The 24858-nt window shown below is 71.7% G+C and carries 19 protein-coding genes; 5 read left to right on the forward strand and 14 right to left on the reverse strand.

The annotated features are described in order from the left end of the window. Window positions 1-394: 394 nt before the first annotated feature. Window positions 395-1402, reverse strand: coding sequence for a stage II sporulation protein M (locus STSP_RS05145; protein WP_067272649.1), 1008 nt, complete (start codon window positions 1400-1402; stop codon window positions 395-397). Between the two features lie 171 nt (window positions 1403-1573). On the opposite strand from STSP_RS05145, the gene STSP_RS05150 reads away from it, so the two are divergent. Next, window positions 1574-2596, forward strand: a complete 1023-nt coding sequence (locus tag STSP_RS05150; RefSeq protein ID WP_067272651.1) for an RDD family protein — start codon at window positions 1574-1576, stop codon at window positions 2594-2596. Between the two features lie 49 nt (window positions 2597-2645). Here STSP_RS05150 and STSP_RS05155 read toward each other — a convergent pair whose 3' ends face one another. From STSP_RS05155 to STSP_RS05190, 9 genes are all read right to left on the reverse strand, one after another. Further along, window positions 2646-3254, reverse strand: a complete 609-nt coding sequence (locus tag STSP_RS05155) for a hypothetical protein (protein ID WP_067272653.1) — start codon at window positions 3252-3254, stop codon at window positions 2646-2648. Window positions 3255-3446: 192 nt separating this feature from the next. Next, complete coding sequence (gene ahcY, locus STSP_RS05160; RefSeq protein ID WP_067272656.1) at window positions 3447-4907, reverse strand: adenosylhomocysteinase; 1461 nt, start codon at window positions 4905-4907, stop codon at window positions 3447-3449. A gap of 410 nt (window positions 4908-5317) precedes the next feature. Beyond that, window positions 5318-6295: a cation diffusion facilitator family transporter gene (locus STSP_RS05165; RefSeq protein ID WP_067272659.1), complete on the reverse strand. Its 978-nt coding sequence runs from the start codon at window positions 6293-6295 to the stop codon at window positions 5318-5320. Between the two features lie 116 nt (window positions 6296-6411). Next, a complete protein-coding gene (gene manA / locus STSP_RS05170) occupies window positions 6412-7590 on the reverse strand; it encodes a mannose-6-phosphate isomerase, class I (protein WP_067272662.1) in 1179 nt (392 codons plus the stop codon). A 106-nt stretch (window positions 7591-7696) separates the two neighbouring features. After that, on the reverse strand, window positions 7697-8827 hold the full coding sequence (locus STSP_RS05175; RefSeq protein ID WP_067272665.1) for an SIS domain-containing protein: 1131 nt from the start codon (window positions 8825-8827) through the stop codon (window positions 7697-7699). A gap of 54 nt (window positions 8828-8881) precedes the next feature. Beyond that, complete coding sequence (locus tag STSP_RS36635; protein ID WP_078066896.1) at window positions 8882-9052, reverse strand: Trm112 family protein; 171 nt, start codon at window positions 9050-9052, stop codon at window positions 8882-8884. Between the two features lie 247 nt (window positions 9053-9299). After that, complete coding sequence (locus STSP_RS05180) at window positions 9300-10664, reverse strand: phosphomannomutase/phosphoglucomutase (RefSeq protein ID WP_067272669.1); 1365 nt, start codon at window positions 10662-10664, stop codon at window positions 9300-9302. 125 nt (window positions 10665-10789) lie between these two features. After that, window positions 10790-12406: an L-lactate permease gene (locus STSP_RS05185; RefSeq protein WP_067272671.1), complete on the reverse strand. Its 1617-nt coding sequence runs from the start codon at window positions 12404-12406 to the stop codon at window positions 10790-10792. 297 nt (window positions 12407-12703) lie between these two features. Then, on the reverse strand, window positions 12704-13078 hold the full coding sequence (locus STSP_RS05190) for a DUF3499 domain-containing protein (protein ID WP_067272674.1): 375 nt from the start codon (window positions 13076-13078) through the stop codon (window positions 12704-12706). Between the two features lie 548 nt (window positions 13079-13626). On the opposite strand from STSP_RS05190, the gene STSP_RS05195 reads away from it, so the two are divergent. After that, window positions 13627-14097, forward strand: coding sequence for a metallopeptidase family protein (locus tag STSP_RS05195; protein ID WP_078066897.1), 471 nt, complete (start codon window positions 13627-13629; stop codon window positions 14095-14097). Window positions 14098-14176: 79 nt separating this feature from the next. On the opposite strand, the gene STSP_RS05200 is transcribed toward STSP_RS05195, so the two are convergent. The 3 genes from STSP_RS05200 to STSP_RS05210 all read right to left on the reverse strand — a co-directional run bounded on the left by STSP_RS05200 (window position 14177) and on the right by STSP_RS05210 (window position 20011). Then, window positions 14177-15658 (reverse strand): DUF5719 family protein, encoded by a 1482-nt coding sequence (locus STSP_RS05200; protein ID WP_067272680.1) that lies wholly within the window; start codon window positions 15656-15658, stop codon window positions 14177-14179. Continuing rightward, window positions 15655-19425, reverse strand: coding sequence for a glycosyltransferase family 2 protein (locus tag STSP_RS05205; protein WP_067272682.1), 3771 nt, complete (start codon window positions 19423-19425; stop codon window positions 15655-15657). Before STSP_RS05205 ends, STSP_RS05200 begins: the two co-directional genes overlap by 4 nt. Before the next feature lie 322 nt (window positions 19426-19747). Next, entirely contained in the window at window positions 19748-20011 is a 264-nt protein-coding gene (locus tag STSP_RS05210; RefSeq protein WP_017945871.1) for a WhiB family transcriptional regulator, read from the reverse strand. Between the two features lie 704 nt (window positions 20012-20715). Between STSP_RS05210 and STSP_RS05215 the strand changes: the two genes are divergently transcribed. From STSP_RS05215 to STSP_RS05225, 3 genes are all read left to right on the forward strand, one after another. After that, on the forward strand, window positions 20716-21273 hold the full coding sequence (locus STSP_RS05215) for a cysteine dioxygenase (RefSeq protein WP_067272684.1): 558 nt from the start codon (window positions 20716-20718) through the stop codon (window positions 21271-21273). A 112-nt stretch (window positions 21274-21385) separates the two neighbouring features. Next, the gene (cofD, locus tag STSP_RS05220) at window positions 21386-22342 is read left to right on the forward strand and encodes a 2-phospho-L-lactate transferase (protein WP_067272689.1); all 957 of its coding nucleotides are present in this window, start codon (window positions 21386-21388) and stop codon (window positions 22340-22342) included. After that, window positions 22339-23652 carry a coenzyme F420-0:L-glutamate ligase gene (locus STSP_RS05225; RefSeq protein ID WP_067272686.1) on the forward strand — a complete coding sequence of 438 codons (1314 nt, stop codon included), beginning with the start codon at window positions 22339-22341 and terminating at the stop codon, window positions 23650-23652. The genes cofD and STSP_RS05225 overlap by 4 nt, the downstream gene beginning before the upstream one ends. Before the next feature lie 273 nt (window positions 23653-23925). Here the strand turns inward: STSP_RS05225 and STSP_RS05230 are convergent. Beyond that, the coding region (locus STSP_RS05230; RefSeq protein ID WP_157902775.1) for a DNA-3-methyladenine glycosylase family protein at window positions 23926-24858 on the reverse strand (933 nt) is incomplete at its 5' end.

Genomic DNA, 24858 nt, shown 5'->3' on the forward strand with positions numbered 1-24858 from the left:
TTTGTACTCACCCGAGAGACTCTCTCAGGCTTTCCTCCGGGCGCTTCCCTTCGGTGTTTCCAACCTTACCAGATCCGTTTTCCGTTCCGTTTCCGGTCGGAATTCATTTCCGGTGGCCGTTGGAGGGCCTTTCGCCTTTAGTTGGCCTTGCGGCTTCCCTTTCGGCGGACCCGACTTTATCAGAGATTTTCGACCGGCCTGACCGGCCGCTCATTCCTGATTGATCGGGATGGCTTCTCAAGGAATGTGATGTCGAGAAGCAGACAGATGCTCACGGTCACCCGTGAACGTCCTCCGCTCCAGGCAACTGTTCGAATCTACCTCCCCGGTCCGGCCGTGTCAACGGCTCTCGGGGCGAAGAGGAGACTAGCAGGTCAGCCTGCGTGTCCGCACATCACGCGGCGGTAGGCACCGCGGCGCTGCGCTCGGATTCGTCCAGGTCGCCCATGTCGCCGGCGCGCGCCGCCCTGCCGCCGAGCACATAGACGTATGCGAGAAAGGCCAGCTCAGCGGCGATTCCGATGCCGATGCGGGCCCAGGTCGGCAGGCCCGAGGGGGTGACGAAGCCTTCGATGGCGCCGGAGACGAAGAGGACCAGGGCGAGGCCGATCGCCATGCCGACGGCGGCGCGTCCCTCGGCTGCGAGGGCGGTGCGACGGCTCCTCGGACCCGGGTCGATGAGGGTCCATCCGAGCCGTAGTCCCGTACCGGCGGCTACGAAGACCGCGGTCAGTTCCAGGAGGCCGTGCGGCAGGACAAGGCCGAGGAACGTGTCGAGACGGCCTGCTGAGGACATCAGGCCGATGCCCACGCCGAGGTTCAGCATGTTCTGGAAGAGGATCCAGATGACCGGCAGGCACAGGAAACCACCGAGGACCAGGCACATCGCGGCGGCCTGGGCGTTGTTCGTCCAGACCTGTGCGGCGAAGGAGGCCGCCGGGTGGCTCGAGTAGTAGGTCTCGTACTGGCCGCCGGGGCGGGTGAGCTCGCGTAGTTCGGCGGGGGCCGCGATGGCGGACTGGACCTCGGGGTGGGTGCCGATCCACCAGCCGAGGAGGGCCGCGACGATCGTCGACAGAAGCGCGGTCGGGACCCACCAGTGGCGGGACCGGTAGACAGCGGCTGGGAAACCGTGCGTGAGGAAGCGCGTCACGTCGCGCCAGGACGCGCGGCGGGTGCCGGTGACGGCGCTACGCGCGCGTGCCACCAGTTGGGTGAGTCGGCCGACGAGCTGAGGGTCCGGTGCGCTGGACTGGATCAGGGAGAGGTGAGTGCCCACACGCTGGTAGAGCAGGACGAGTTCGTCCGCTTCGGTGCCGGTCAGGCGGCGCTGGCGGCGCAGCAGAGCGTCCAGGCGGTCCCACTCCGCCCGGTGGGCGGACACGAAGACGTCCAGGTCCATCGGATCTGCTGCTCCCTCGGCTGCTCTCCCTGCGGCTGCTGTGACGACGGCGGCTGCAGCGACAACTGCGTTGCTACGGCTACTGCGGGCGCGATGCGCACTCAGCTTGGCAGACTGGCTGTTCATAAGGCAGGGCAGGGGACGGTGCGGCGGACAGGGAAGGCGGCCGGCGTGAGTGAGCTTGTGACGGGCGAGGCGGTGGCTTTGGAGCTGCGTCCCGCGAAGCTGCCGAGCCGGGCGCTGGCCGTGCTGATCGACCTCGTCGTGGCGTGGGCGGTCTATGTGGCGGTGCTGCTGGGCCTGGCGGCGGCTACGGCGTCGTTGGACGAGGCGGCGGTGGCGGCGGTCTCGGTGGCCGCCTTCCTGTTGGTACTGGTGGGCGGGCCGATCGCCGTGGAGGCGCTCAGTCATGGGCGCTCGCTCGGCAAGCTGGCGTGCGGTCTGCGGGTGGTGCGGGACGACGGAGGGCCGATCCGGTTCCGGCATGCGCTGGTGCGGGGTGCCTTCGGTGTGGTCGAGATCCTGGCGACGTTCGGGATCGTCGCGTGCATCGCTTCGTTCGTGTCCGCGCGCGGGCGACGGCTCGGTGATGTCTTCGCGGGCACTCTCGTCGTACGGGAGCGGGTGCCCGCCGGGCCTGCTGCTTTCGTTCCTCCGCCTCCGCCCTGGCTGGTGGGGCGGTTCTCCGGGCTTGATCTGTCTGCTGTCCCGGACGGGTTGTGGCTCGCGATCCGGCAGTACCTGATGCGGATGGGGCAGCTGGATCCGCAGGTGGGCTGGGGCATGGCCGAGCGGCTGGCCGCCGATCTCTCGGCGCGGACGGGGGCTCCGGTGCCGCCGGGGGTTCCTCCGGCCGCGTATCTGGCGGCGGTGGTGCATGAGCGGCGGTCGCGGGATGCGCGGCGTGCCTTCGGCGGGGGTGGAGCGGCCTCGGCCTGGGGTGGTCTGCCTGGTGGTGGCGGGCCCGGGGCGGGTACGGCCGGACAGGGCGCCGCTCATCCGGGTGCGGGGTACGCGGTGGGGACCGTACAGCCGGTGCCGCCGTCGTACCGGTCGCCGGACCATCGCTCTCCGGATCACCTCTCGCCACGTCATCGCTCGGCCGTTGAGCCGCCGGCCGGTGAGCCGTCGGCCGGTGACGGGCGGAGCAGTGATGCCGCGGGGTCGGGCACCGGGTTCGTGCCTCCCGTGTAGGGAGCACGGGCGAGCTCGGGAGCCCCAGGAGCACAGCCGCGGAGTACGGCTACATCGACGGTGGGGAGTCGAGGTCCTCGAGCTCGATTCCGGGAGCGGCCAGGACCACGTCGCCGGCGATGTGGACGGTGTGCTGTTCGCCGGTGTCCAGGGCTGTGACCTGGTATTCGTCCACGGTCAGCGGGCCGTTGTCAGTGGTGTGTGTTTCTCTGTTCCGCAGGGCCCAGGACTGGTCGAGGGTGCGCGGGGCCAGGACCGGTTCGGTGAAGGCGACGAGGCGGACGCGGGTCGAGGGGGAAGCGGGGGTGAGGCGAAGGAGGCGGGTGGTCGCGATGAGGAAGGCGGGGGATCTGCCGGTGAAGGCGTGGGCGGGGGCGTTGCCTTCGGTGGCGTGCGTGCCGGTGGGGTCGGTGCGTACCCAGGTGACGCCGTCGATGGCGGCACCGCGGACCTGCCAGCTCGCGGCGTGGAGTTCGAGGCGGATGGGGCGGCCGAGTTCGTCGAGGGCGAGGTCGACGGAGCCGGCGTGATCGCCGGAGGGGGTGGTCAGTTGGGAGACGTAGCGCCAGCCGGAGGGGCCGGGCGCGCAGTGGAAGTGCTCTTCACCGAGGGGGGTGTGATCGTGCGGATCATGGAGCGAATAGCGGCCGCGGGGCATGGGGATCGGGTCCGGTGCTGGTAGGGCGCAGGCCCCCGCCACGGTGGGCGAGGGCCTGCTGGTGTCCGTCCGCTGAGCGGTGCTGCCGAGGGTGCCGCCGGTTCGAGAGTGCCGCGCGGGAGGCGGTGTCGAGAGCGGTTGCCGCTCAGCGGCAGGGGCCCCGGCAGGTCGGGCTCAGTAGCGGTGGTGGGCTCAGTAGCGGTAGTGGTCCGGCTTGTACGGGCCCTCGACCTCGACACCGATGTACGCGGCCTGCTCGGGGCGGAGCTTGGTCAGCTTCACACCGAGCGCGTCGAGGTGGAGGCGGGCGACCTTCTCGTCCAGGTGCTTGGGCAGCACGTAGACGTCCGTCGGGTACTGCTCGGGCTTGGTGAACAGCTCGATCTGGGCCAGGGTCTGGTCCGCGAACGAGTTGGACATCACGAACGACGGGTGGCCGGTCGCGTTGCCCAGGTTCAGCAGACGGCCCTCGGACAGCACGATGATCTTCTTGCCGTCCGGGAACGTCCAGGTGTGCACCTGGGGCTTGACCTCGTCCTTGACGATGCCGGGTACCTTCGCGAGGCCGGCCATGTCGATCTCGTTGTCGAAGTGGCCGATGTTGCCGACGATCGCCTGGTGCTTCATCTTGGCCATGTCCGAGGCCATGATGATGTCCTTGTTGCCGGTCGTGGTGATGAAGATGTCGGCCTTGTCGACGACCTCGTCCAGCGTCGTGACCTGGTAGCCGTCCATCGCCGCCTGCAGCGCGCAGATCGGGTCGATCTCGGTGACGATCACGCGGGCGCCCTGTCCGCGCAGGGACTCCGCGCAGCCCTTGCCGACGTCGCCGTAGCCGCAGACGACGGCGGTCTTGCCGCCGATCAGGACGTCGGTGGCGCGGTTGATGCCGTCGACCAGCGAGTGCCGGCAGCCGTACTTGTTGTCGAACTTCGACTTCGTCACGGCGTCGTTCACGTTGATCGCCGGGAAGAGCAGTACGCCGTCGCGCTGCATCTCGTACAGGCGGTGGACGCCAGTCGTGGTCTCCTCGGTGACGCCTCGGATCTCGGACGCCAGGCGGGTCCACTTCTGCGGGCTCTCGCTCAGGGTGCGGGTGAGGAGCTCGAGGATGACGCGGTGCTCGTCGGACTCGGCGGTATCGACGGACGGGACCTTGCCGTCCTTCTCGTACTCGACGCCCTTGTGGACGAGGAGGGTGGCGTCACCGCCGTCGTCGAGGATCATGTTCGGGCCGCCGGTGGGGCTGTTCGGCCAGGTCAGGGCCTGCTCGGTGCACCACCAGTACTCCTCCAGGGTCTCGCCCTTCCAGGCGAAGACCGGGATGCCCTGGGGGTTGTCCGGGGTGCCCTTCGGGCCGACGGCGATGGCCGCGGCGGCGTGGTCCTGGGTGGAGAAGATGTTGCAGGAGGCCCAGCGGACCTCGGCGCCGAGGGCGACAAGGGTCTCGATCAGGACCGCCGTCTGCACGGTCATGTGCAGGGAGCCGGTGATGCGGGCGCCCTTGAGCGGCTGCTTCTCGGCGTACTCCTTGCGGATCGCCATGAGGCCGGGCATCTCGTGCTCGGCGAGGGTGATCTCCTTGCGGCCGAACTCGGCCAGGGAGAGGTCGGCGACCTTGAAGTCCTGTCGGTGATCGACAGTCGTCGTCATAACGGGCTGCTCCTCGCGATGGTATCGAGGGTGGGTACGGCTGGCTCTGCGGCGGCGGACACACCGGTGCCCGGGCCGCGGCCCAGTCCGTCGGAGGCCCTCTCTCCCTCGGTCGGTCCGCGGTGCGGACCGCCCGACCGCCATCAGCAGCGACGTCTGGCTGTCCCCACGAATCTACACCGATCGCCCCTTGGGCCCCCAGCCCGCCCACGCGGGCTGGGGGCCCAAGGGGCGATCAACGCGCCCACGGGCCTCAGTTCTGCAGTACGTCTGCAGTGCGTGCTGCCCACCAACGGGCGCCGGTGACTACGTGCGGGCCGTGGGCCGTTTGTGCCCACCCGTTCCGCCATAGGGGTACCTCCCAGGCCCTTGAGGCACTGGGGGAGGAACGACTGCCCACAAACGGCTGGCTAGTGCTCCGATGCGGGAGTCGGGCCGCCCGGGGTGGCGTCGCGGTCCGGGCCCTTGGCGGCATCGGTCTCGCTGTAGATGTCCGGCTCCAGGTAGATCACGCGGGCGATCGGGACGTCCTTGCGGATGCGGGCCTCGGCGGCGTCTATGGCGGCGGCCACCTCGGCGGCCGTGTTGTCGTGCCGCACCGCGATCTTGGCCGCGACCAGGAGCTCCTCGGGGCCGATGTGGAGCGTGCGCATGTGGATGATGCGGCTGACCGTGTCGCCGTCGACGATCGCGGCCTCGATCTTCGCGACCTCCTCCGTACCGGCGGCCTCGCCCAGCAGCAGCGACTTCGTCTCGGCGGCCAGGACGAGCGCGATGAGGATGAGCAGGACACCGATGCAGAGGGTGCCGATGCCGTCCCAGACGCTGTCGCCCGTGATCAGGGTCAGGCCGACACCGAAGAGCGCCAGGATCAGACCGACCAGCGCGCCGAGGTCCTCCAGGAGGACGACGGGCAGTTCGGGGGCCTTGGCGTGGCGTACGAACTCCTTCCACGACTTCTTGCCACGGAGGGCGTTGGACTCCTTGATGGCGGTGCGGAAGGAGAAGGTCTCGGCGATGATCGCGAAGACCAGCACGCCCACCGGCCAGTACCAGTGCTCGAGCTCGTGCGGGTGCTTGATCTTCTCGTAGCCCTCGTAGATGGCGAACATGCCACCAACCGAGAAGAGGACGATCGAGACGAGGAAGGCGTAGATGTAGCGCTCGCGGCCGTAGCCGAAGGGGTGCTGCGGGGTCGCCTCGCGCTGGGCCTTCTTGCCGCCGACCAGCAGCAGCGCCTGGTTGCCGGAGTCGGCGACCGAGTGCACGGACTCGGCGAGCATCGACGACGAGCCGCTGAAGAGGAACGCCACGAATTTCGCTACGGCAATCGCGAGGTTGGCGGCCAGTGCTGCCACGATCGCCTTGGTACCGCCTGACGCACTCATGTGTTCGCCGTGTCCCTTCCCTGGTCCCTACGTCGCCACGTCGCCGCGCCGGGCCGGCTTGCTTTGCCGGCCCTTTGCGGTGGGTCATTGTTGCAGTACGGGACGCACTCGGTTTATCAGGCCACCACAGTCGCGCGGAAGACGGTGCCGGACCCGGATACTTCGGACTTTTCTCCGGCCGGGACGAAGACGGACTGCCCCGGCGCGAGCGTGAACTCACCGGTCCGCACCGAGCCGGCGGTGCAGAGCAGGATCTGCGGGGTGGGGGCGGTCAGGTCGTGCGGCGTCGCGCCCTCCGGCAGGACGTACCGGGAGAGCCGGAACTCATCGATCGGCGTCGCGTAGACCTCCTCGCCGTCCGGGGCGGCCTCGGGGCGCAGTACGCCGGGGTCGGTCGCCTCGAAGCGGACGATGCGCAGCAGTTCCGGTACGTCGACGTGCTTCGGGGTGAGGCCGCAGCGCAGGACGTTGTCCGAGTTGGCCATGATCTCGACGCCGAGGCCGCCCAGGTAGGCGTGCGGGACTCCGGCGCCGAGGAAGAGGGCCTCGCCCGGCTGGAGCTGGACGTAGTTGAGCAGCATGGCGGCGATCACACCGGGGTCACCAGGGTAGTGCCGCGCGATCGAGGCGTACGCCGCGTAGTCGGGTGCGAGGTCGGAGGCGTCGGCGTCTTCGGCCAGGCGCGCGCAGGCAGCCGCGGCCTCGGCGACCGTGGTCGCCATCTCGTCGCGGTCGGCGGAGAGCACGGCGGTGAGGACCTCGCGGAGGGCGGCCTCTTCGGGGTGGGCGTGCAGGACGTCGACGTAGGGCTTGAGGGAGTCGACGTCCAGGCGAGAGAGCAGCTCCGCGGCCTGGAGCGGATTGCGGAATCCGCACAGGCCGTCGAACGGCGTCAGCGCGCAGATCAGTTCGGGCTTGTGGTTGGCGTCCTTGTAGTTGCGGTGGGGGGCGTCGATGTGGACCCTGCGCTGCTCCTCCGCCTCGTACCCCTCCCTCGCCTGGGCGCGGTCGGGGTGGACCTGGAGGGAGAGCGGGGCGCCGGCCGCGAGGATCTTGAGCAGGAACGGCAGCCGGGGGCCGAACTTTTCCACGGACCGCGCGCCCAGTTCACGCTCGGGGTCGGCGTCGATCACCACGTTCAGCGCTCCGCGCGCGGTGCGCGATGGCGCGCCGGGGTGGGCGCCCATCCACATCTCCGCCTGGGGCTCTCCCGTCGGCTCGACACCGAGCAGCTCGGGGATGGCGGTGGTCGAGCCCCAGGCGTAGGGGCGGATGGTGTTGTCGAGGCGGTCCATGGTGGCTGCTTTCTCCGTACAGGCGTCAGCGGGCTCGTCGTACGCGGGGCCGGAGCTCCGTACGGCCCGGACCGGCGGGATCGGGCCCCGGCCGGTCCGGTCAAGATCAGGCCCCCGAAGCGAGCGACAGGTAAACGGCGGCGAAATCCGTGATGGCGATCAACTCTGCGAGGCCCTCCAGTTCGCTGCCGCCCTCGGGCTCGAGCTCGCTGATCGCGGTGTCGTGGCTGAGCGCGAGCTCGCGCGCGGCTGGGGCGGCGCTGAGGACGTCGGTCGGCCGGTCCCTGAGCAGGAGGACGCGGGCGCGCAGGGCCTGCTCCTCCTCCACGCGGTCACGGAAGAAGTCCTCCGGGTCGGCGCCGCCGGCGAGTGTGCTGACGAGCAGCGCGCCATGGGCGGGCATCGCCTCGGGAAGCTCGGCTGTGAGCGCGGGACGGCCGGCGAGTTCGGCGAGCGCGGCGGCGAAGCGGCGGCCCGTGGGGCCCGCACCCGAGCCCTCGGTCCAGATCAGCGGGAGGGATTCGGCGAGCTCGGCGGCGAGCGTCTTGGCCGGGTTCTCGTACGTCGCGCTGGCCGGGCCGCAGCGTTCTGCGGTGTGGTCGAGGCGGTCGGCGATCTTCTGGAGGCTGTCGGGCGGTGCGGCCAGCAGGCCGGTGCGGTCCAGAAGAGCCAGCAGCGGCGTGAGGAGCGCCCAGAGCGCGCCGGGGCTCGCGGCCGCGGTCTGCTCCTGCTCCTCGTACGGAGCGGTCGCCATCGGTACGACCAGGCCGTGTGCGGCGCCGTGGACGGCTTCCATCAGCGGCGAGCGGGCGGGGGCCACGGCGACGACCGTGCAGCCGCGGCGGTACGCCTGTTCGGCGAGGAGGGCTAGGCCCGGCTCCGAACCGTCAGGGGTGGCGATGAGCAGCAGATCGACCGGGCCGGCCCAACCGGGCAGCGCCCAGCGCAGCGCACCGGCGGCCGGGGCCACGCCGGTGGGCCCCAGGCGGGTGACGGGACAGCCCGCGGCGACCAGCGTGGACAGCAGGTCCGCGACGCAGATCGCGGCCATGCCCGGTCCCGCGGTCAGCACGGCCCGGGGGCGGCCGTCGGGCTTGAGATCCATGACGCCTGCTTCGGCCGCGTGCCGGAGGGCGGTGCGCACCCGGGCGCCGGCCTCTGCGGCGCCGCGCAACAGGCCTCGCCGGTCGGCGAGGGCGAGGGCCTCGGGGTCGTCGAGCAGCGATTCGTCGAGCATGGGCGTCGGCCTCCGATCGCCGTCGCGGCTGGGTCGCCGCGCTTGTCTCTGCGGTTACGCGGGGCGGCGGGCCTCGTCGACGAGGAGTACGGGGATGCCGTCCCGGATCGGGTAGGCCAGGCCGCAGTCCTTGCCGGTGCAGACGAGCTCGGTCTCCTGCTCCTTGAGCGGGGCGTGGCAGGCCGGGCAGGCGAGGATCTCCAGGAGGCCGGCTTCGAGCGGCATTGCGGGTCCTTTCGAACAGCTGGGCAGGGTACGTGCGGCCTGGTCAGCGTACCTGGCGCGCCTGGGCCTCGGGCGGTACGTCCACGGGGCTGGGCTTCGTTGTCGGGGGCGGGCCGTGGGCCCGTTCGTGCCCGCCTCTTCCGCCCCAGCGGAACGACTGCCCACAAACGGGCGGCTGACCCCCGCGGACGGAGGGACGACAGGAGGCGGGCGGACGACACGGCCCGCGGCCGGCTGCCGGCAGCTCTCAGCTCCTGATGATCGCCAGGACCTCGTCACGGATCTTCGTCATCGTGGCCACGTCCCGGGCCTCCGCGTTCAGACGCAGAAGGGGCTCGGTGTTGGAGGGGCGGACGTTGAACCACCAGTCGGCCGCGCTGACGGTCAGGCCGTCGAGCTCGTCGAGGGTGACGTCGTCCAGGCCGCCGTAAGCCGCCTTGATCGCGGTCAGGCGGTCCGCCTGGTCGTCCACCGTCGAGTTGATCTCGCCGGAGCCCGCATAGCGGTCGTACTGGGCGACGAGCTCGGACAGGGGTGCGTCCTGTCCGCCCAGCGCCGCCAGGACGTGCAGCGCGGCGAGCATGCCGGTGTCGGCGTTCCAGAAGTCGCGGAAGTAGTAGTGCGCGGAGTGCTCGCCGCCGAAGATCGCGCCCGTCTCGGCCATCTGCTGCTTGACGAAGGAGTGGCCGACGCGGGTGCGCACCGGCGTGCCGCCGTTCTCGCGGACGACCTCGGGGACCGACCAGGACGTGATCAGGTTGTGGATGACGGTGCCCGTGCCGCCGTTCCGCGCGAGCTCGCGCGATGCGACCAGCGCCGTGATCGCCGACGGTGAGACGGGGTCGCCGGACGCGTCGACGACGAAGCAGCGGTCCGCGTCCCCGTCGAAGGCGAGGCCGATGTCGGCGCTCTCCTCGCGCACCCGCTTCTGCAGGTCCACGAGGTTGGCCGGGTCGAGCGGGTTCGCCTCGTGGTTCGGGAAGGTGCCGTCCAGCTCGAAGTACATCGGCACCAGGTCGATGGGGAGGCCGGCGAACACGGTGGGGACGGTGTGGCCGCCCATGCCGTTGCCCGCGTCGACGACCACCTTCAGCGGCCGGATGGATGTCAGGTCGACGAGGGAGCGGAGGTGTGCCGCGTAGTCCTCGAGGGTGTCCCGCCGGGTGATCGAGCCGGGCGTTGCGACCGGCTCGGGCGCGCCGGAGTCGCTCCACTCCTCGACGAGGGCGCGGATCTCCGCAAGCCCGGTGTCCTGGCCGACGGGCGCCGCCCCCGGCCGGCACAGCTTGATGCCGTTGTACTGAGCGGGGTTGTGCGAGGCCGTGAACATCGCGCCCGCCAGGTTCAGCGCCCCCGAGGCGTAGTACAGCTGGTCCGTCGAGCACAGGCCGATCTCGGTGACGTCGACGCCGCGGGACGCGGCCCCGCGCGCGAAGGCGCGCGACAGGCCTGGCGACGAGGGCCGCATGTCGTGCCCGGTCACGATCGCGGTGGCGCCCGTCACCTGCGCGAAGGCGGCACCGAACAGCTCGGCCAGCGACTCGTCCCACTGATCCGGGACCACCCCGCGTACGTCGTACGCCTTCACGAGCTGCGACAGATCAGCAGTCACGGCCGTCCTTTCCTGGAGCCCTCAAGCCCTCAAGCCCTCATCAGTCGCCCCAAACTACCTGCAGGCTCTGACAGTGGAAGATCGGGCTGCCGAAGAGCCGCCGGAGGAAGCGCCGCCGACGACTGTCAGGGCAGCATCCAGCCCAGCACCGCCGTGCTCTGCCCCACCACGATCAGGCACATGACCAGCAGCAGCCCGATGCTCCAGGGCAGCACCTTGCGCAGCAGGTCGCCCTCCTTGCCGGCGAGGCCGACCGCGGCACAGGCGATCGTCAGGTTCTGCGGCGAGATCATCTTTCCCAGCACCCCGCCCGAGCTGTTGGCCGCGGCGAGAAGCTCCGGCGACAGCCCCGACTGCTGCGCCGCGGTCACCTGCAACGCACCGAAAAGCGCGTTGGCCGAGGTGTCGGACCCGGAGACGGCGACACCGAACCAGCCCAGGACGGGCGACAGGAAGGCCAGCCCCGCGCCTGCCGCCGCCACGAAGTGACCGATGGTGGCCGCCTGACCCGACAAGTTCATGACATACGCAAGCGCCAGAACGGACGTCACGGTGAGGATCGCAAACCTCAGCTCGTGCACCGTCGCCGCCCATTCGCGCAGCGCCACGCGCGCGTGCACGCGCAGAACGGCGGCCGTGCCGAGCCCGGCCAGCAGCACGAGCGTGCCGCCGGTCGACAGCAACGGCAGCGAGAAGACGTTCTGCCCGACAGGGTCTCCGTCCGGATCGGCGACGTTCAGGAACGGCCAGTCGAAGGTGCGCGTCGCCTGCCCGAGCAGTTCCTTGACGGCCGGGATCTGGGCGGTCGAGAAGACGGCCACGATCAGCGCGTACGGGGCGTAGGCGCGCAGCACCTCGGGCCGCGGGTCGTCCTCGTCGAGCTCCTCGCTGCGTACGCCCGTGAGGACCGCCGTCCGTACGGGTTCAGCGGCGGGCCTGCGCGCCCCCGGCAGTGCCACCAGCGCACCGGCGCCCGCCAGCGCGGCCCCGATGTCGGCGAGCTGCGCGGAGACGTAGTTGGACGCGGCGAACTGCGCGACGGCGAAGGCGATGCCGCAGACCAGGGCGGGCACCCAGGTCTCGCGCAGCCCGCGCCGCCCGTCGACCAGGCCGACCAGCACGAGCGGCACCACGAGGGCGAGCAAGGGTGTCTGACGGCCCACCACCGAGGCGACCGTGTCCAGCGGCAGCCCGGTGACCTCGGCGAGCGTCACCACCGGGGTGCCCATGGCGCCGAAGGCGACGGGCGCGGTGTTGGCGACGAGGGCTACGACGGCGGCGCGCACGGGCTCGAAGCCGAGCGCGACCAGCATGACCGAGCAGATCGCGACGGGTGCGCCGAAGCCGGCGAGCGCCTCGAGCAGCGCCCCGAAGCAGAACGCGACCACGAGCGCCTGGATACGCGGATCGTCGGAGAGCCGCCCGAAGGAGCGGCGCAGGATGTCGAAGTGCCGGGTGTGGACCGTCATCCGGTACACCCACAGGGCGTTGACGACGATCCACAGGATGGGGAAGAGGCCGAACACGGCGCCCTGGGCGGCGCCCGCGAGCGTCTGGCCGAGCGGCATGCCGTACGCGAGCCAGGCGACCAGTGCCGCGACGGTGAGGCCGATGAGGCCCGCGTGGTGCGCCTTCATGCGGACGACGCCGAGCAGGACGAGGACGGTCAGGAGGGGAAGAGTCGCGACGAGGGCGGACAGGCCGAGGGAACCGGCCACGGGCTCGAGTTGCTGGACGAACACGAGGTGCCTCCGGTTTCCGTGATACGGAAAGGATTTCTCACGGGCGGAGGGAATGGTCGTGTCCGCGACAACGTCACGTCAATGGGTCGTACAGCGGTGAAGTCGTGCAGGTGACGTGACGTGGGGCAGCGGAGGAAGTGGAGCTTGGAGTAGGCGACTTGGCGCCGGGTCAGCGCGACGGACTTGGAGCCGGGAGAGCGCGGTCGGATTTCGAGCCAGGAGACCGGGAGAGCGCGGCGGGCTTCGGGCCGGGAAAGCGGGAGAGCGCGGCGGGCTTCGAGCCAGGAGAACGGGGAGTCAGGAGTCCGGCGAGCGCAGCACCCGGAGGTGGCCGCGGCGCCCGACCTCCCTCGGGTCGGCGGTCCGGCCGCCGCCCCCGGCCTCTGCCGCGCGCTCTTGCGGGCGGGCCGCCTCGCGCACCGCGTTGGCGAGCGCCTCGAGGTCGTCGCCGGTCGGGCGGGCCGGGCCCGAGGCGTCGGCGAGCCGGACGACCTCCCAGCCGCGCGGCGCCGTCAGCCGCTCGGAGTGCTCGGCGCACAGGTCGTAGCAGTGGGGTTCGGCGTAGGTCGCGAGGGGGCCGAGGACCGCAGTGGAGTCGGCGTAGACGTACGTCAGCGTCGCGACGGCGGGACGGCCGCAAGCGGTGCGCGAACAGCGACGTACAGGGCTCACGACGTTGGACGGTACCGCACTCTTGAGCGGGCCGCGACGACTCTCCCCGAGGTCACCCCACCGTGTCGTGGCGTGATCCTTGCCACGTCCGCCACCGACAGCCCGCCGCTGACCTGCACAGACCGTCGCCTTCCCAGAAGTCGGCCGACATGCGGCAGGCACCACCTGGTGCAAACCCCGACATACGCCATGGCATCGGCGGTCACGGAGAGAGCCGGAGAGATACGGAAACGATCCCGAGCTTGGCTGGAATGGTCATCGAAGGACATGCCGTGTTCTGCAACGGATTCGGTGCCTTCTGCAACGGATTCGGTGGTACGCGGCCGCGCCTGCGGCCGCCACGCGACGGCGTCCGCGGCCGTGCGGGCGATCGACGACGGTGTCCGCGGCTGTGCAGGTGCTCAACGACGCTGTCCACGGCTATGCGGGTGATCTCCAAAAGCATCCGGGGATCTGCACCCATGCGGGTGGCCGCCGGTATCCGTGAGCCGAGAGGTCCCTCGGCCGACCGCCACAGAGGACCGCGCGAGGACTACGCTTCATCGGTGATGGACAGCCCCGTACCGCCCCGTGCCGCCGAGCCCAGGCCCCGCCGCCGTGACCGTCACGGCAGGGGAATGCGCGGCCCCGTCGCGCCGCCGCAGGTTCCGCTCGCCGCGAGCCGCGCCGAGGCCTTCGCGGACCTCGTCCAGGACTCCGTCGAGCGGCTTGAGCGCCGCTGGCCGCAGCTCGCCGACATCGACTTCCTGGTCGTGGAGGTGCCGCGGCTCGACGGCGGCAGCGCTGCCGCAGGACCGGACCTGGTGGCCTGGGGCGAGGACGCCGTGCCCCTCGGCGGCACGATCCCGGCGCGTGAGGGCCGCCCGGCGCGCGTCGTCGTCTACCGCCGCCCGGTGGAGATCCGCACCAAGGGGCGCGACGAGCGCGCCGCACTCGTACACGAGATCGTCGTCGAGCAGGTCGCCGAGCTGCTGGGCCTCACCCCGGAGACCGTGGACCCGCGGTACGGGGAGGACTGACCCCCCTTTTTTGAGCTCGGTTCGCCACCGGAGCGCCACAGCCGGTGTCGAGCCCCTGGGGAGCGGCCCGACGACCGTGTCACTTCTGCAGCACGGAGAGGTCCTGGTCCGCCGTCGGCACCGAGACCGTCCCCCGGTCGTCCGGCAGCGTCTGCACGGTGAACATCGGAATGCCGTCCTGCGGCAGTTCCAGCATCCGCGAGGCGTACACGGGGCCGCCGGACACCGACTCCACCGTCAGCGCGTAGGTGCCCTTCAGGCCGCTCGGTACCGGCGGCTTCAGCGCCACCGTCGTACCGCCCTTGACCGTGTACGTCTTCGTCACCGCCGTACCGCCCTCGCTGCCCGCCGATGCCGTGACCCTGACCTTCGCGGACTTCCCCGGGGCGACCAGGGAGAGGGACGAGCCCTTGGCACGGTTGCCCGCGGCCGTCGCGCGCGCGCCGACCGGGTGCGTCGCCGGTATGAACGCGGTCTCCTGCTTGCTGCCCTTGCCGCGGACGACCCGCAGGGCCGCCACGAACGGCGCCGATTCCTCCGTCGGCGTGAGGACCAGCGAGCCCGCCTCGCCCCTGGTGACGTCACCGAGATCGACGGCGGCCGTCATGCCGGACTTGACGTGCAGTGTCTCGTGCCCGGCGGGGGTGATCAGGCCCTCCGGGGTCGCCAGCTGCACCTTCAGGTCGGCGTCGTCCTCGCCGGTCGCGAAGGCGACCAGGCGCACGGCCGTGGCGTCCTCCGGGATGCCGGGCAGCACCAGGCTGCCTGCCGGATCGGTGGAGGCGGGCAGCCAGTCGGCGCCCAGCTTGTCGTCGGCGGCCTGCACGGCCGCGGCGACCCGGCCACTGCGCACGGTCACGTGCACGGTCACATTGGTCTGCTGCTCGTCGGTGAGCGTGGACAGCAGCACCGGCACGCTGGCGTGCGGCTGGACCTGAATGCCCTCCGCCACCTCGGACTTGAGGGCGCCGTCCTTGCCGTAGAGCTCGATGTCGACGACGGCGGCCGAGTCGTCGGGGTTCGTCAGGTGGACGTAGTCGCTGCGCTCCTCGGCGGTGCTGGCGCCCGGAAACCAGAAGTCCGTGTCGGGAGCGGTGCAGTTCACCCCCAGGACGCCCCGGGTGATGCCCGCCCGGACCTCGGTGGTCTGCTGAACGGTCCAGCCCGGTGCGAGGTTCCCCTCGGCGGTGCCGACGAGCGCGGGTGCCTCCGCGCCCGAGGACTCGCCGGTGACCGGCTTGCCCGGCTGCTTCGGCGACAGCACGGGCTTGTCGCCCTTGCCCTTGGCGTCGTCCTCCGACTCCCTTGCCGCCGCGGTCACTTCGGCCTTGCCGGTGCTGCCGGAGCCCTTCGACTCGGGCGTGAAAGACGTGTACGAGGTCTCGGCGAGGTCCGAGGTGCTCGGTGCCGGGCAGAGCAGCGTGGAGCGCTCGACGGGCAGACGGGCGGCCGCCTTCGCCTCGCCGCTGCCCGTACCGTCCGGCGCGGTGAGGGAGGCGAACCCGGTGACGGCGGCGAGCGCGGTCGCGGCGGCGATCAGGGAAACGGTGGTGCGGTTCACTGGTGGCTCCCGTCGGGGCGCTCATGGTCGGTGCCGTGCGGCTGCTGCGTCGGCTGCTGCTCGTACGACCCGTCGTAGGCCGTCGGGGCCTCGTCATAGGCCGTCTGCCCGGACTGGCCGGGCTGCCCGGACTGGCCGTACGACGAGTCATACGGCTCATACGCCCCGCCGTACGCATACGGGTCGTACTCACCGCCCTGGTACGGCTCCGCCTGGTACTCCTGCTCGTACGAGCCTGCCTGGTCGTACGCACCCGCCTGCTCGTACGACCCTGCCGGGTACTGGGTGGCGTCCTGCTGTTCGCCGTACGTGCCGTACCCGCCGGCCCCGTAGCCGGGCGTCTCCCAATCCCCGTACGACTGCTGCCGGGGAACGGCTGCCGGGGCCGCCTCCTCCGGGGGAGGCGGCACGGCCGCGGGCTCGGCGGCACCGCTCTCCTGGGCCGCTTCTTCGGCCTGTGCCCGGAGCCGCCGCGCGCGGCGGCCCTCCCCCGCGACCGCCTCGGCGGGCACGACGGGCTCCTCGGGCAGGTCGTCGTCGATGTCCCGGCGCCGACCGGGCAGCGCGAGGACGACGAGGACGACGGCGAGCGCGCCCTGCGCCCACAGCCAGGCGGTGTGCGTGACCGGAGCGTCATGGGTGACGTCCAGCCGTCCGCCGGATGCGGGCAGTTCGAAGCCCTGGGCCCAGCCGTCGACCGTGGTCGCGGTGAGCGGGCGACCGTCGAGCGTGGCCGTCCAGCCCTCGTCGGCCGAGTCGGCGAGACGCAGCACGCGGCCCGCTTTGCCCGCCGGGATCGTGGTGTGCAGCTCGACGGGCCCGGAGGCGACGGGCTGCGGGTCGCCGGACTTCGGGACGATGGCGGCACGCGAGACCTGCCGGTCCACGCGCCACAGCGCGCTGCCGTCCTGCTGGCTGAGACGGCTCAGGCCCGGCGTGGCGTCCAGGACGCGGCTCATCTCGCGGGGTGCCCCGCCCCGTACGAGCACATAGCGGACCGCGAAGCCGCCGAGCTGGTCGGCCTGGTCGGCGCCGGAGCCGGCCACAAGGTTGGCGACGACCTTGTCGAGCCTCTTGTTGCTGCCGCCCGCCCCGGTCAGCTCGGCGTCGCCGAGCCGGGCGCCGGAGCCGCGCACCAGCGTGTACGCGACCTCGGCGTCCGAGTCGCTGTCCAGCACGAGGGTGCGGGGCTGGTCGCGGGTGTCGGCCTCCTCGGCGACGAACGCGGGCACCTGCGCCGGGTCGCGCCGCTCCAGCGGCCCGTCGGCACCGCGGATCATCCACCCGACGGCGGCGATCAGCGGCCCGGCCACCGCGGCGAGGGCGATGAGGGCGGCCACTGGCTGCCGCCAGCCGAAGCTCTGCTCGGCCACGCGCGCGCGTGCCCCGTCGGCGCCCAGCACGGCGGCGCCCAGCAGGGCGATGCCGTAGACGAGGGTCGCGGGTCCGGCCCACGTGGAGCCGTTCGAGAGGGCCGCGAAGACGAGGGCGACGAGGGCGACGGCCCAGGCGGTGTACACCGCGGTCTGCCGTTCGCCCCGCAGCAGCGCGGCCAGCGCCGCGAGCACGATGCCGATGAGCACCAGCCCGGCGACCGTGCCGGGCCCGCCCGGCGAGGCGCCGAGCAGGTCGAGACCGGACGCCGAACCCTTTCCGTACTCCAGGCCGGCCTCCGTGAAGAAGCCGAACGGCAGCAGCGACAGCGACCAGGGAGCGAGGATCAGCAGCGGCGTGCCGAGCGCGGCCAGGAAGCGGAGCCCGTATGCGACGAGGTCGGCTCTGCGGAGCGCCAGCAGGCCGATGCCGAGGATCAGCGCGATCGGCCAGACGATCGGCGTGAAGGCCGTGGCGAGGGTGAGCAGCAGTGCGTACGCCCAAGTGGCGCGCCAGCTGCCGCGTGCGTCGCCCCGGGCGGTGAGGCCGCTCGCGGCGATGCCCGCACGCGCGATGAGCGGCAGCAGCACGGCCAGCACGGCGCTGCCGATCCGGCCGCCCGCGAGGGCGCCCGTGACGGCGGGCAGGAAGGCGTACGCGACGGCAGCCCACGCGCGGAGCAGCCGTGACTCGACGAGCGGGCGCGACGCGAAGTAGGCGGCGAAACCGGCCAGCGGCACGGAGCACACCAGCAGCACCGTGACGGCCAGTCCGGTGGAGCCGAAGAGCACGGCGGCGAGCAACGCGACCAGCGCGAGATAGGGCGGCGCGGACTGGGTGCCGCCGGTGCCGACCGGATGCCAGCCGCTTGCATAACGCGACCACAGCTCGGAGACGTCCGCGGGCGCGGGCAGCAGGGCCCCGCCGGCGAGCGCTCCGCCTCCGAGGAGCTCACGGCACGCTATGAGCGAGAAGAACAGCAGGACCACGAAGAGCATCGGTCCCGGCTTGCGCGCGATGCGCTTGAGCCGGGCGAACTGCTCGATCTCGAGGAAGTCCGCGTCGTCGCCGCCCGGTCCGGATTCGACGGCGCCGCCGTGCCGTCCCGCGCCGGAGGCGACCTCGGGGTCGGAGCGGCCCACGAGGTTGCTCGCGACCTGCTCCACGGTGGCCCGTACGGTCGCGCCGGGTGGCGGGAAGAGCGGCCGCAGTTCGGCCTTGTCGACCTGGGGTCTGCCGCGGCGGCGCCGGCCGGCGAGGATCCGCTCGGGCCGCAGCAGGACGGCGAAGAGGCCCGCGACCTCGTCGAGCGCCTGGCCGGGCACCTTGCCGACGAGATACGCGAGCGTGCGCAGCAGCGTGCCGAGCACCAGGCGCAGGAGCACCCACAGGAGCGCTGCGGAACGGGCGTTGACGAGGAGGGTGTAGACAGCGCCGGACTTGTCGACGCGGTGCGGGCTGGTCGCCGTGCGTCCGACGCAGTCGACGGTGCGCCGCTCGCGTGAGGCCGCCTCCGCGTGCCGGACGACGGCGTCGGGTGCGACCAGCACGCGGTGTCCCGCAGCGTGGGCGCGCCAGCACAGGTCGACGTCGTCACGCATCAGCGGCAGCCGCCGGTCGAACCCGCCGAGCTGCTCGAAGACATCGCGCCGGATCAGCATGCCCGCGGTGGAGACGGACAGCACGGGCCGTACGTGGTCGTGCTGGCCCTGGTCCTGTTCGCGCCGGTCGAGGCCGGTCCAGCGGCGGCCGCTGTTGGCGATGGTGACGCCGACCTCGAGCAGCTGCCGGCGGTCGTACCACCCGCGGAGCTTCGGGCCGACGATCGCGACGTCCTTGCCGAGCTCGCGTTCGTTCTCCACGACGCGCAGCATTTCGGCCAGCGCGTCCGGCTCGGGGGCGCAGTCGTCGTGCAGCAGCCACAGCCACTGCTCCGGTTCGCCGTAGGGGAGGTCCGGCATGTCGTACGCGTCGTCGCGCCAGGTGCGGTTCACCGGGTCCCAGCCGCTGGGGCGCTTGAGGTACGGCAGGTCGTCCGGCGTGAGGACGCCGGCGGTGCGGACGGCCTCGTCGACGGCGGCGCCGAAGCCCGTGCGGCGGGCGAGGTGCAGCACCCGGTCGGCGCCGAGTGCCTCGGTGACCAGCTGGGCGGAGTCGTCCGCGCTGCCCGTGTCGGCGGCGACGGCGTTCTGCACAGGGCGCTCCTGGCCGAGCAGCCCGGCGAGGGCCTTCGGCAGCCAGCGGGCACCGTCGTGCGAGACGATCACCGCGGTGACGACATGCCGCGGGAACTCGGGGGGACGCGCCGGGTCGGACAGCGCCGCCTGGCGAGTCTGGTCGAACACTGCGGAGGCAGCGTCGTACTGGGCTGCCGTATGACTGTGCACGGTCATCGAGGTGCGGGCCCCGGTTCGATGGACTGAGGTGGACGCCTGCGCCCTGCGGGGCGGCGGGTGTCTCGGACGAGGGCCCACACTAACGGCTGCCCAGCACAGCGGCCCGCCGCCTGTGGATAACCCACCTGCGACGGGCCAGTTACGTGAGCATGTGTGCGGTTTCGTCGGCGACATCTGCGCCGTTCGACCGGTTGTGCTCGGGCACGCGCGCGTGCCGGTGGCGCTTCGTCCGCCGCACTTTCAGACGGCGGCCGCTTTCATAGGCGACGGAATCAGACGCGGCGGATTTCAGACCGGCCGCTTTCGGCCGTGGCAGGTTTCAGACCGCGGCCTTCTTGAGCCGACGGCGTTCACGCTCGGACAGGCCGCCCCAGATGCCGAACCGCTCGTCGTTGGCCAGCGCGTACTCGAGGCACTCGGACCGGACCTCACAGGCGAGGCAGACCTTCTTGGCCTCGCGGGTGGAGCCGCCCTTCTCGGGAAAGAAGGACTCGGGATCGGTCTGGGCGCACAGCGCGCGCTCCTGCCAGCCGAGCTCCTCGTCCGCGTCCTCGACCAGCAGTTGCTGGAACAGCTCGGTCATGTGCGCCCCTCGTCTGTCTTTGCGTCCCCGTGATGTTGCCGTTACCGATACCGGCTGAACGACACGAGTGAAATTACAAGTGTGCAGCTCCGGGCGAGTCAAGCCGGGATCTGCTATTGAGCCCCTTATTCACTCTGCGGAACCAAGCCCGTACAGAAAGTGTTCAAATCGGCATAAACCATGACACTTGCCAGTGGCCTGCCCGGGCTTTCTGATCCCTGCAGAGGAGGACGCTCCGAACTTTCATGCGGTTCAGTCCTGCACCCCGAAGCGAAACGGATCACATTCGGATCACAGGATCGCAACGGCGTTTGGTGCGCGGACCTATGCGGCACGTGTCCCCGGCGCGCCATGAACAAACCTTTCGCCATGCTGAGCAACCGGATGAGGTGAACCATGTCCCACATTCCGGTCATCGAGTTGACATCCGGGGCATGAACCGCTGTCCTGGTGGGCATGCTCGTGAACTTGGCGCTTTCCGTGACCCGCCCCTGCGGGTTCCTCGGTGCTGCCCGCACGTGCTGTTGCTGTTGCTGTCCCAGCTGTTGAGCCACACCGCGCTCCGGCTGTTCCCCTCCCGCCCCTCCAGGGGCACCCTCCGCCCCGCGCAGGGGCGACCCGCCCGGTCACGCCGGCCGTTCCGCCGGTGATCACGGGCGCCCCCACGACATCCAGCACTCTTCCGCCGAGGAACCACCGCATCCATGAACAGCGACAGCGACCTCCAGATCGCCGGCGACATCCTCGAGGTCACCCACCTGCTCCAGCCCGCCCGTCAACACCCCGTCACCGTCGCCGAGTTCGCCGGTCTCGCCCGCTCCATCGCCGCCGACCGCTCCCAGTGGGAGCACCTGGTCCAGTACGACGCCACATCGCGCTGGTACCACCGGCTGCGCACCGGCCCCGGCTACGAGGTGTGGCTGCTCTCCTGGGTGCCCGGGCAGGGCAGCGGGCTGCACGACCACGGCCCTTCGTCCGGCGTACTGACCGTGCTGGACGGGCAGTTGACCGAGCGCACCGAGCGCGGCACGCGCGCGTTGGGTGCGGGCACGCAGCGGGTCTTCGCACCCGGGTACGTCCACGAGGTCGTCAACGACTCCCTCGAACCGGCCGTCAGCCTGCACATCTACTATCCGGGCCTGACCGAGATGCCGATGCTCCCCCAGTCTCAGCTTCGTTCGACCGGGGGGACCCCCATCGCGCAGGCGGCACATGCGGCGCGGTGCGCGTCCCGGCACGCGGAGGACACCGTCACGGCGTGACGGCGCCGCTAGGGGCCTGACGGCGCCGCGAGGAGCAGCGCGGGCCCGGGAAGCCGGGCAGGGCCCCGTGACCGGCTCACGCGGTGTCGTACCCGCCTGCAAGACTTACGGCATGCGCATTGTGGTTCTGGCAGGCGGCATCGGTGGTGCCCGGTTCCTCCGCGGTCTCAAGCAGGCCGTCCCGGACGCCGACATCACCGTCATCGGCAACACCGCTGACGACATCCATCTCTTCGGCCTGAAGGTCTGCCCGGACCTCGACACCGTGATGTACACGCTCGGCGGCGGCATCAACGAGGAGCAGGGCTGGGGGCGTACGGACGAGACGTTCCACCTCAAGGAGGAGCTCGCGGCGTACGGCGTCGGGCCCGAGTGGTTCGGCCTCGGCGACCGCGACTTCGCCACGCATATCGTGCGGACGCAGATGCTGAGCGCCGGGTATCCGCTCAGCGCCGTCACGGAGGCGTTGTGCGACCGGTGGAAGCCGGGTGTGCGGCTGCTGCCCATGTCCGACGACCGCGTCGAGACGCATGTCGCGATCGAGCTGGAGGGCGAGCGCAAGGCCGTCCACTTCCAGGAGTACTGGGTGCGGCTGCGCGCGTCGGTGCCCGCCGAGGCGGTCGTACCGGTCGGTGCCGAGCAGGCGAAGCCCGCGCCCGGCGTACTGGAGGCCATCGCCGAGGCCGACGTCGTGCTCTTCCCGCCGTCCAACCCGGTCGTGAGCATCGGCACGATCCTGTCCGTGCCCGGGATCCGCGAGGCGATCGCCGACGCGGGCGTTCCGGTCGTGGGCCTCTCGCCGATCGTCGGGGACGCGCCCGTGCGCGGCATGGCCGACAAGGTCCTCGCCGCGGTGGGCGTGGAGTCCACCGCCGCCGCGGTCGCCGAGCACTACGGTTCGGGGCTGCTGGACGGCTGGCTCGTGGACACCGTCGACGCGGGCTCCGTGGAGCAGGTCGAGGCCGCCGGCATCCGCTGCCGCGCGGTGCCGCTGATGATGACCGACGTCGACGCCGCCGCCCAGATGGCCCGCGAGGCGCTCGCGCTGGCCGAGGAGGTCCGCGGATGACGAGCGCGGGAACCGCAGCGGCGGGCTTCCGGGTGTGGGCGGTGCCCGGGATTCCCGAGGTCCGGGAGGGCGACGATCTGGCCAAGCTCATAGCGGCCGCGGAGCCCGGCCTGGCGGACGGCGACGTCGTCCTCGTCACGTCGAAGATCGTCTCCAAGGCGGAGGGCCGGATCGTGGCCGCCGACTCGCGCGAGTCGGCCATCGACGGCGAGACGGTGCGTGTCGTGGCGCGCCGCGGGAGCCTTCGTATCGTCGAGAACAGGCAGGGCCTGGTGATGGCCGCGGCCGGGGTCGACGCCTCCAACACGCCCGCCGGGACCGTGCTGCTGCTGCCCGAGGACCCCGACGCGTCGGCGCGGGCGGTCCGGGACGGGCTGCGCGACGCGCTCGGCGTCGACGTGGGCGTGCTGATCACCGACACGTTCGGGCGGCCCTGGCGCAACGGCCTGACGGATGTCGCCATCGGTGCCGCCGGTGTGCGCGTGCTCGACGATCTGCGTGGCGGGACCGATGCGTACGGCAATCCGCTGAGCGCCACCGTCGTCGCGACCGCGGACGAGCTGGCCGCCGCGGGGGATCTGGTGAAGGGCAAGGCCGAAGGGCTGCCCGTCGCGGTGGTGCGGGGACTTCCCCACGTCGTGGCGGAGGAGGCCGAGGGTGCCCGCGCGATGGTCCGTGCCGCCCGCGACGACATGTTCCGGCTGGGCACGTCGGAGGCCATACGGGAGGCCGTGACGCAGCGGCGTACCGTCCGCGCCTTCACGGACGAGCCGGTGGACCCGGGGGCGGTGCGGCGCGCGGTCGCGGCCGCCGTGACCGCGCCCGCACCGCACCACACGACGCCGTGGCGTTTCGTCCTGCTCGAGTCGCCCGAGGCGCGGACGCGGCTGCTCGACGCGATGCGGGACGCCTGGATCGCCGATCTGCGGCGCGACGGCAAGTCGGAGGAGTCCATCGCCAAGCGCGTCCGGCGCGGCGATGTCCTGCGCAACGCGCCCTACCTGGTGGTGCCCTGCCTCGTCACCGACGGCGCGCACACGTACGGCGATCCGCGGCGGGACGGGGCCGAGCGCGAGATGTTCGTGGTCGCGGCCGGCGCGGGCGTGCAGAACTTCCTGGTCGCGCTCGCCGGCGAGCGGCTGGGCTCCGCCTGGGTGTCGTCGACGATGTTCTGCCGCGATGTCGTACGGGAGGTTCTGGAGCTGCCGGAGGGGTGGGACCCGATGGGGGCGGTGGCTGTGGGGCATGCGGCGGAGGCGCCGAAGGCGCGGCCTGTGCGGGAGGCGGCGGCGTTCATCGCGGTCCGCTGAGCGCTCCGCTGGGGGTGCCGCGATGTGCCGTCGGTTTGCTGCGGCGGCGTCGTGGCTGGTCGCGCAGTTCCCCGCGCCCCTTTAGGGCGCTCCTGCCGTCGGTTTGCTGCGGCGGCGTCGTGGCTGGTCGCGCCCACGCGGCGGAGCCGCATATCGACACAGCCCCGCGCCCCTTTAGGGCGGCGTCGTGGCTGGTCGCGCCCGCGCGGCGGAGCCGCATATCGACACAGCCCCGCGCCCCTTTGGGGCGCCGCAGTGCACCGGGGCCGGCGGTCAGAGTGTCGCGATGTCGGTGCGGGGCATGCGCGGTGTGCGGCGGGGTGGGGTGTGGCCGCTGAGGAGGATCAGGCGGGCGGCGCGGTGGCGTTGGCCCTGTTCGGCGTACGGCTCGAGCAGTTCCAGCATTCTCGCGTCGTCCGCGTCCCGCTCGCCGGCCAGGGCGTATCCGACGATGCCGGGGAGGTGCAGGTCGCCGACGGTGATCGCGTCCGGAGCGCCGTTGCTTCGCTGCACGGTCTCGGCTGACGTCCACGGGCCGATGCCGGGGATGAGTTCCAGGCGGGCCTGGGCCTTTGCGGGTTCCATGGCCGCTGCCTCCTCAAGGCGCCGGGCGACCCGGACCGCCCGCAGGATGGTCGAGGCGCGCTTGTTGTCGACGCCCGCGCGGTGCCACTCCCAGGACGGGATCAGCGCCCAGGTGCGCGGATCCGGCATCACGTACATGCGGTCGGGGGCCGGGCCGGGAGCCGGCTCGCCGAACCTGCGGACCAGGAGCCGCCACGCGCGGTACGCCTCGTCCGTCGTCACCTTCTGCTCCAGGATCGACGGAATCAGTGACTCCATGACCAGGCCGGTACGGGTGAGGAGCAGACCCGGGCGGCGCCGCTCGGTCAGCGCGAGGAGGCGGTGGCGGGGCGTGAAGGCCGACGGATCGTCCAACTCGCCGAGCATGCACGGGAGTTGGTCCAGCAGCCATTCCGCTCCCGGGCCCCACGCCTCCCCTTCGGCCTCGGCGGTGTCCGGGTGCAGGGAGACCCGGAGCGTGCCCGGGCCCTGCGGGGTGCGGCTCGTGCGCCAGATGGCGCCGTCAGGGGTGGGTCTGAAGGTGGGGTCGCCGGGGCCGCGGCGGAGGGGGCCCAGGACGAGGGCCAGGTTCAGGGGGCCGGGTGGGGTCCAGCGGCGGGTTTGGGGGGCGGGGCGCCCCCG

Origin of the sequence: Streptomyces jeddahensis (genome assembly GCF_001642995.1) — a bacterium.
GTDB classification, from domain to species: Bacteria; Actinomycetota; Actinomycetes; order Streptomycetales; family Streptomycetaceae; genus Streptomyces; species Streptomyces jeddahensis.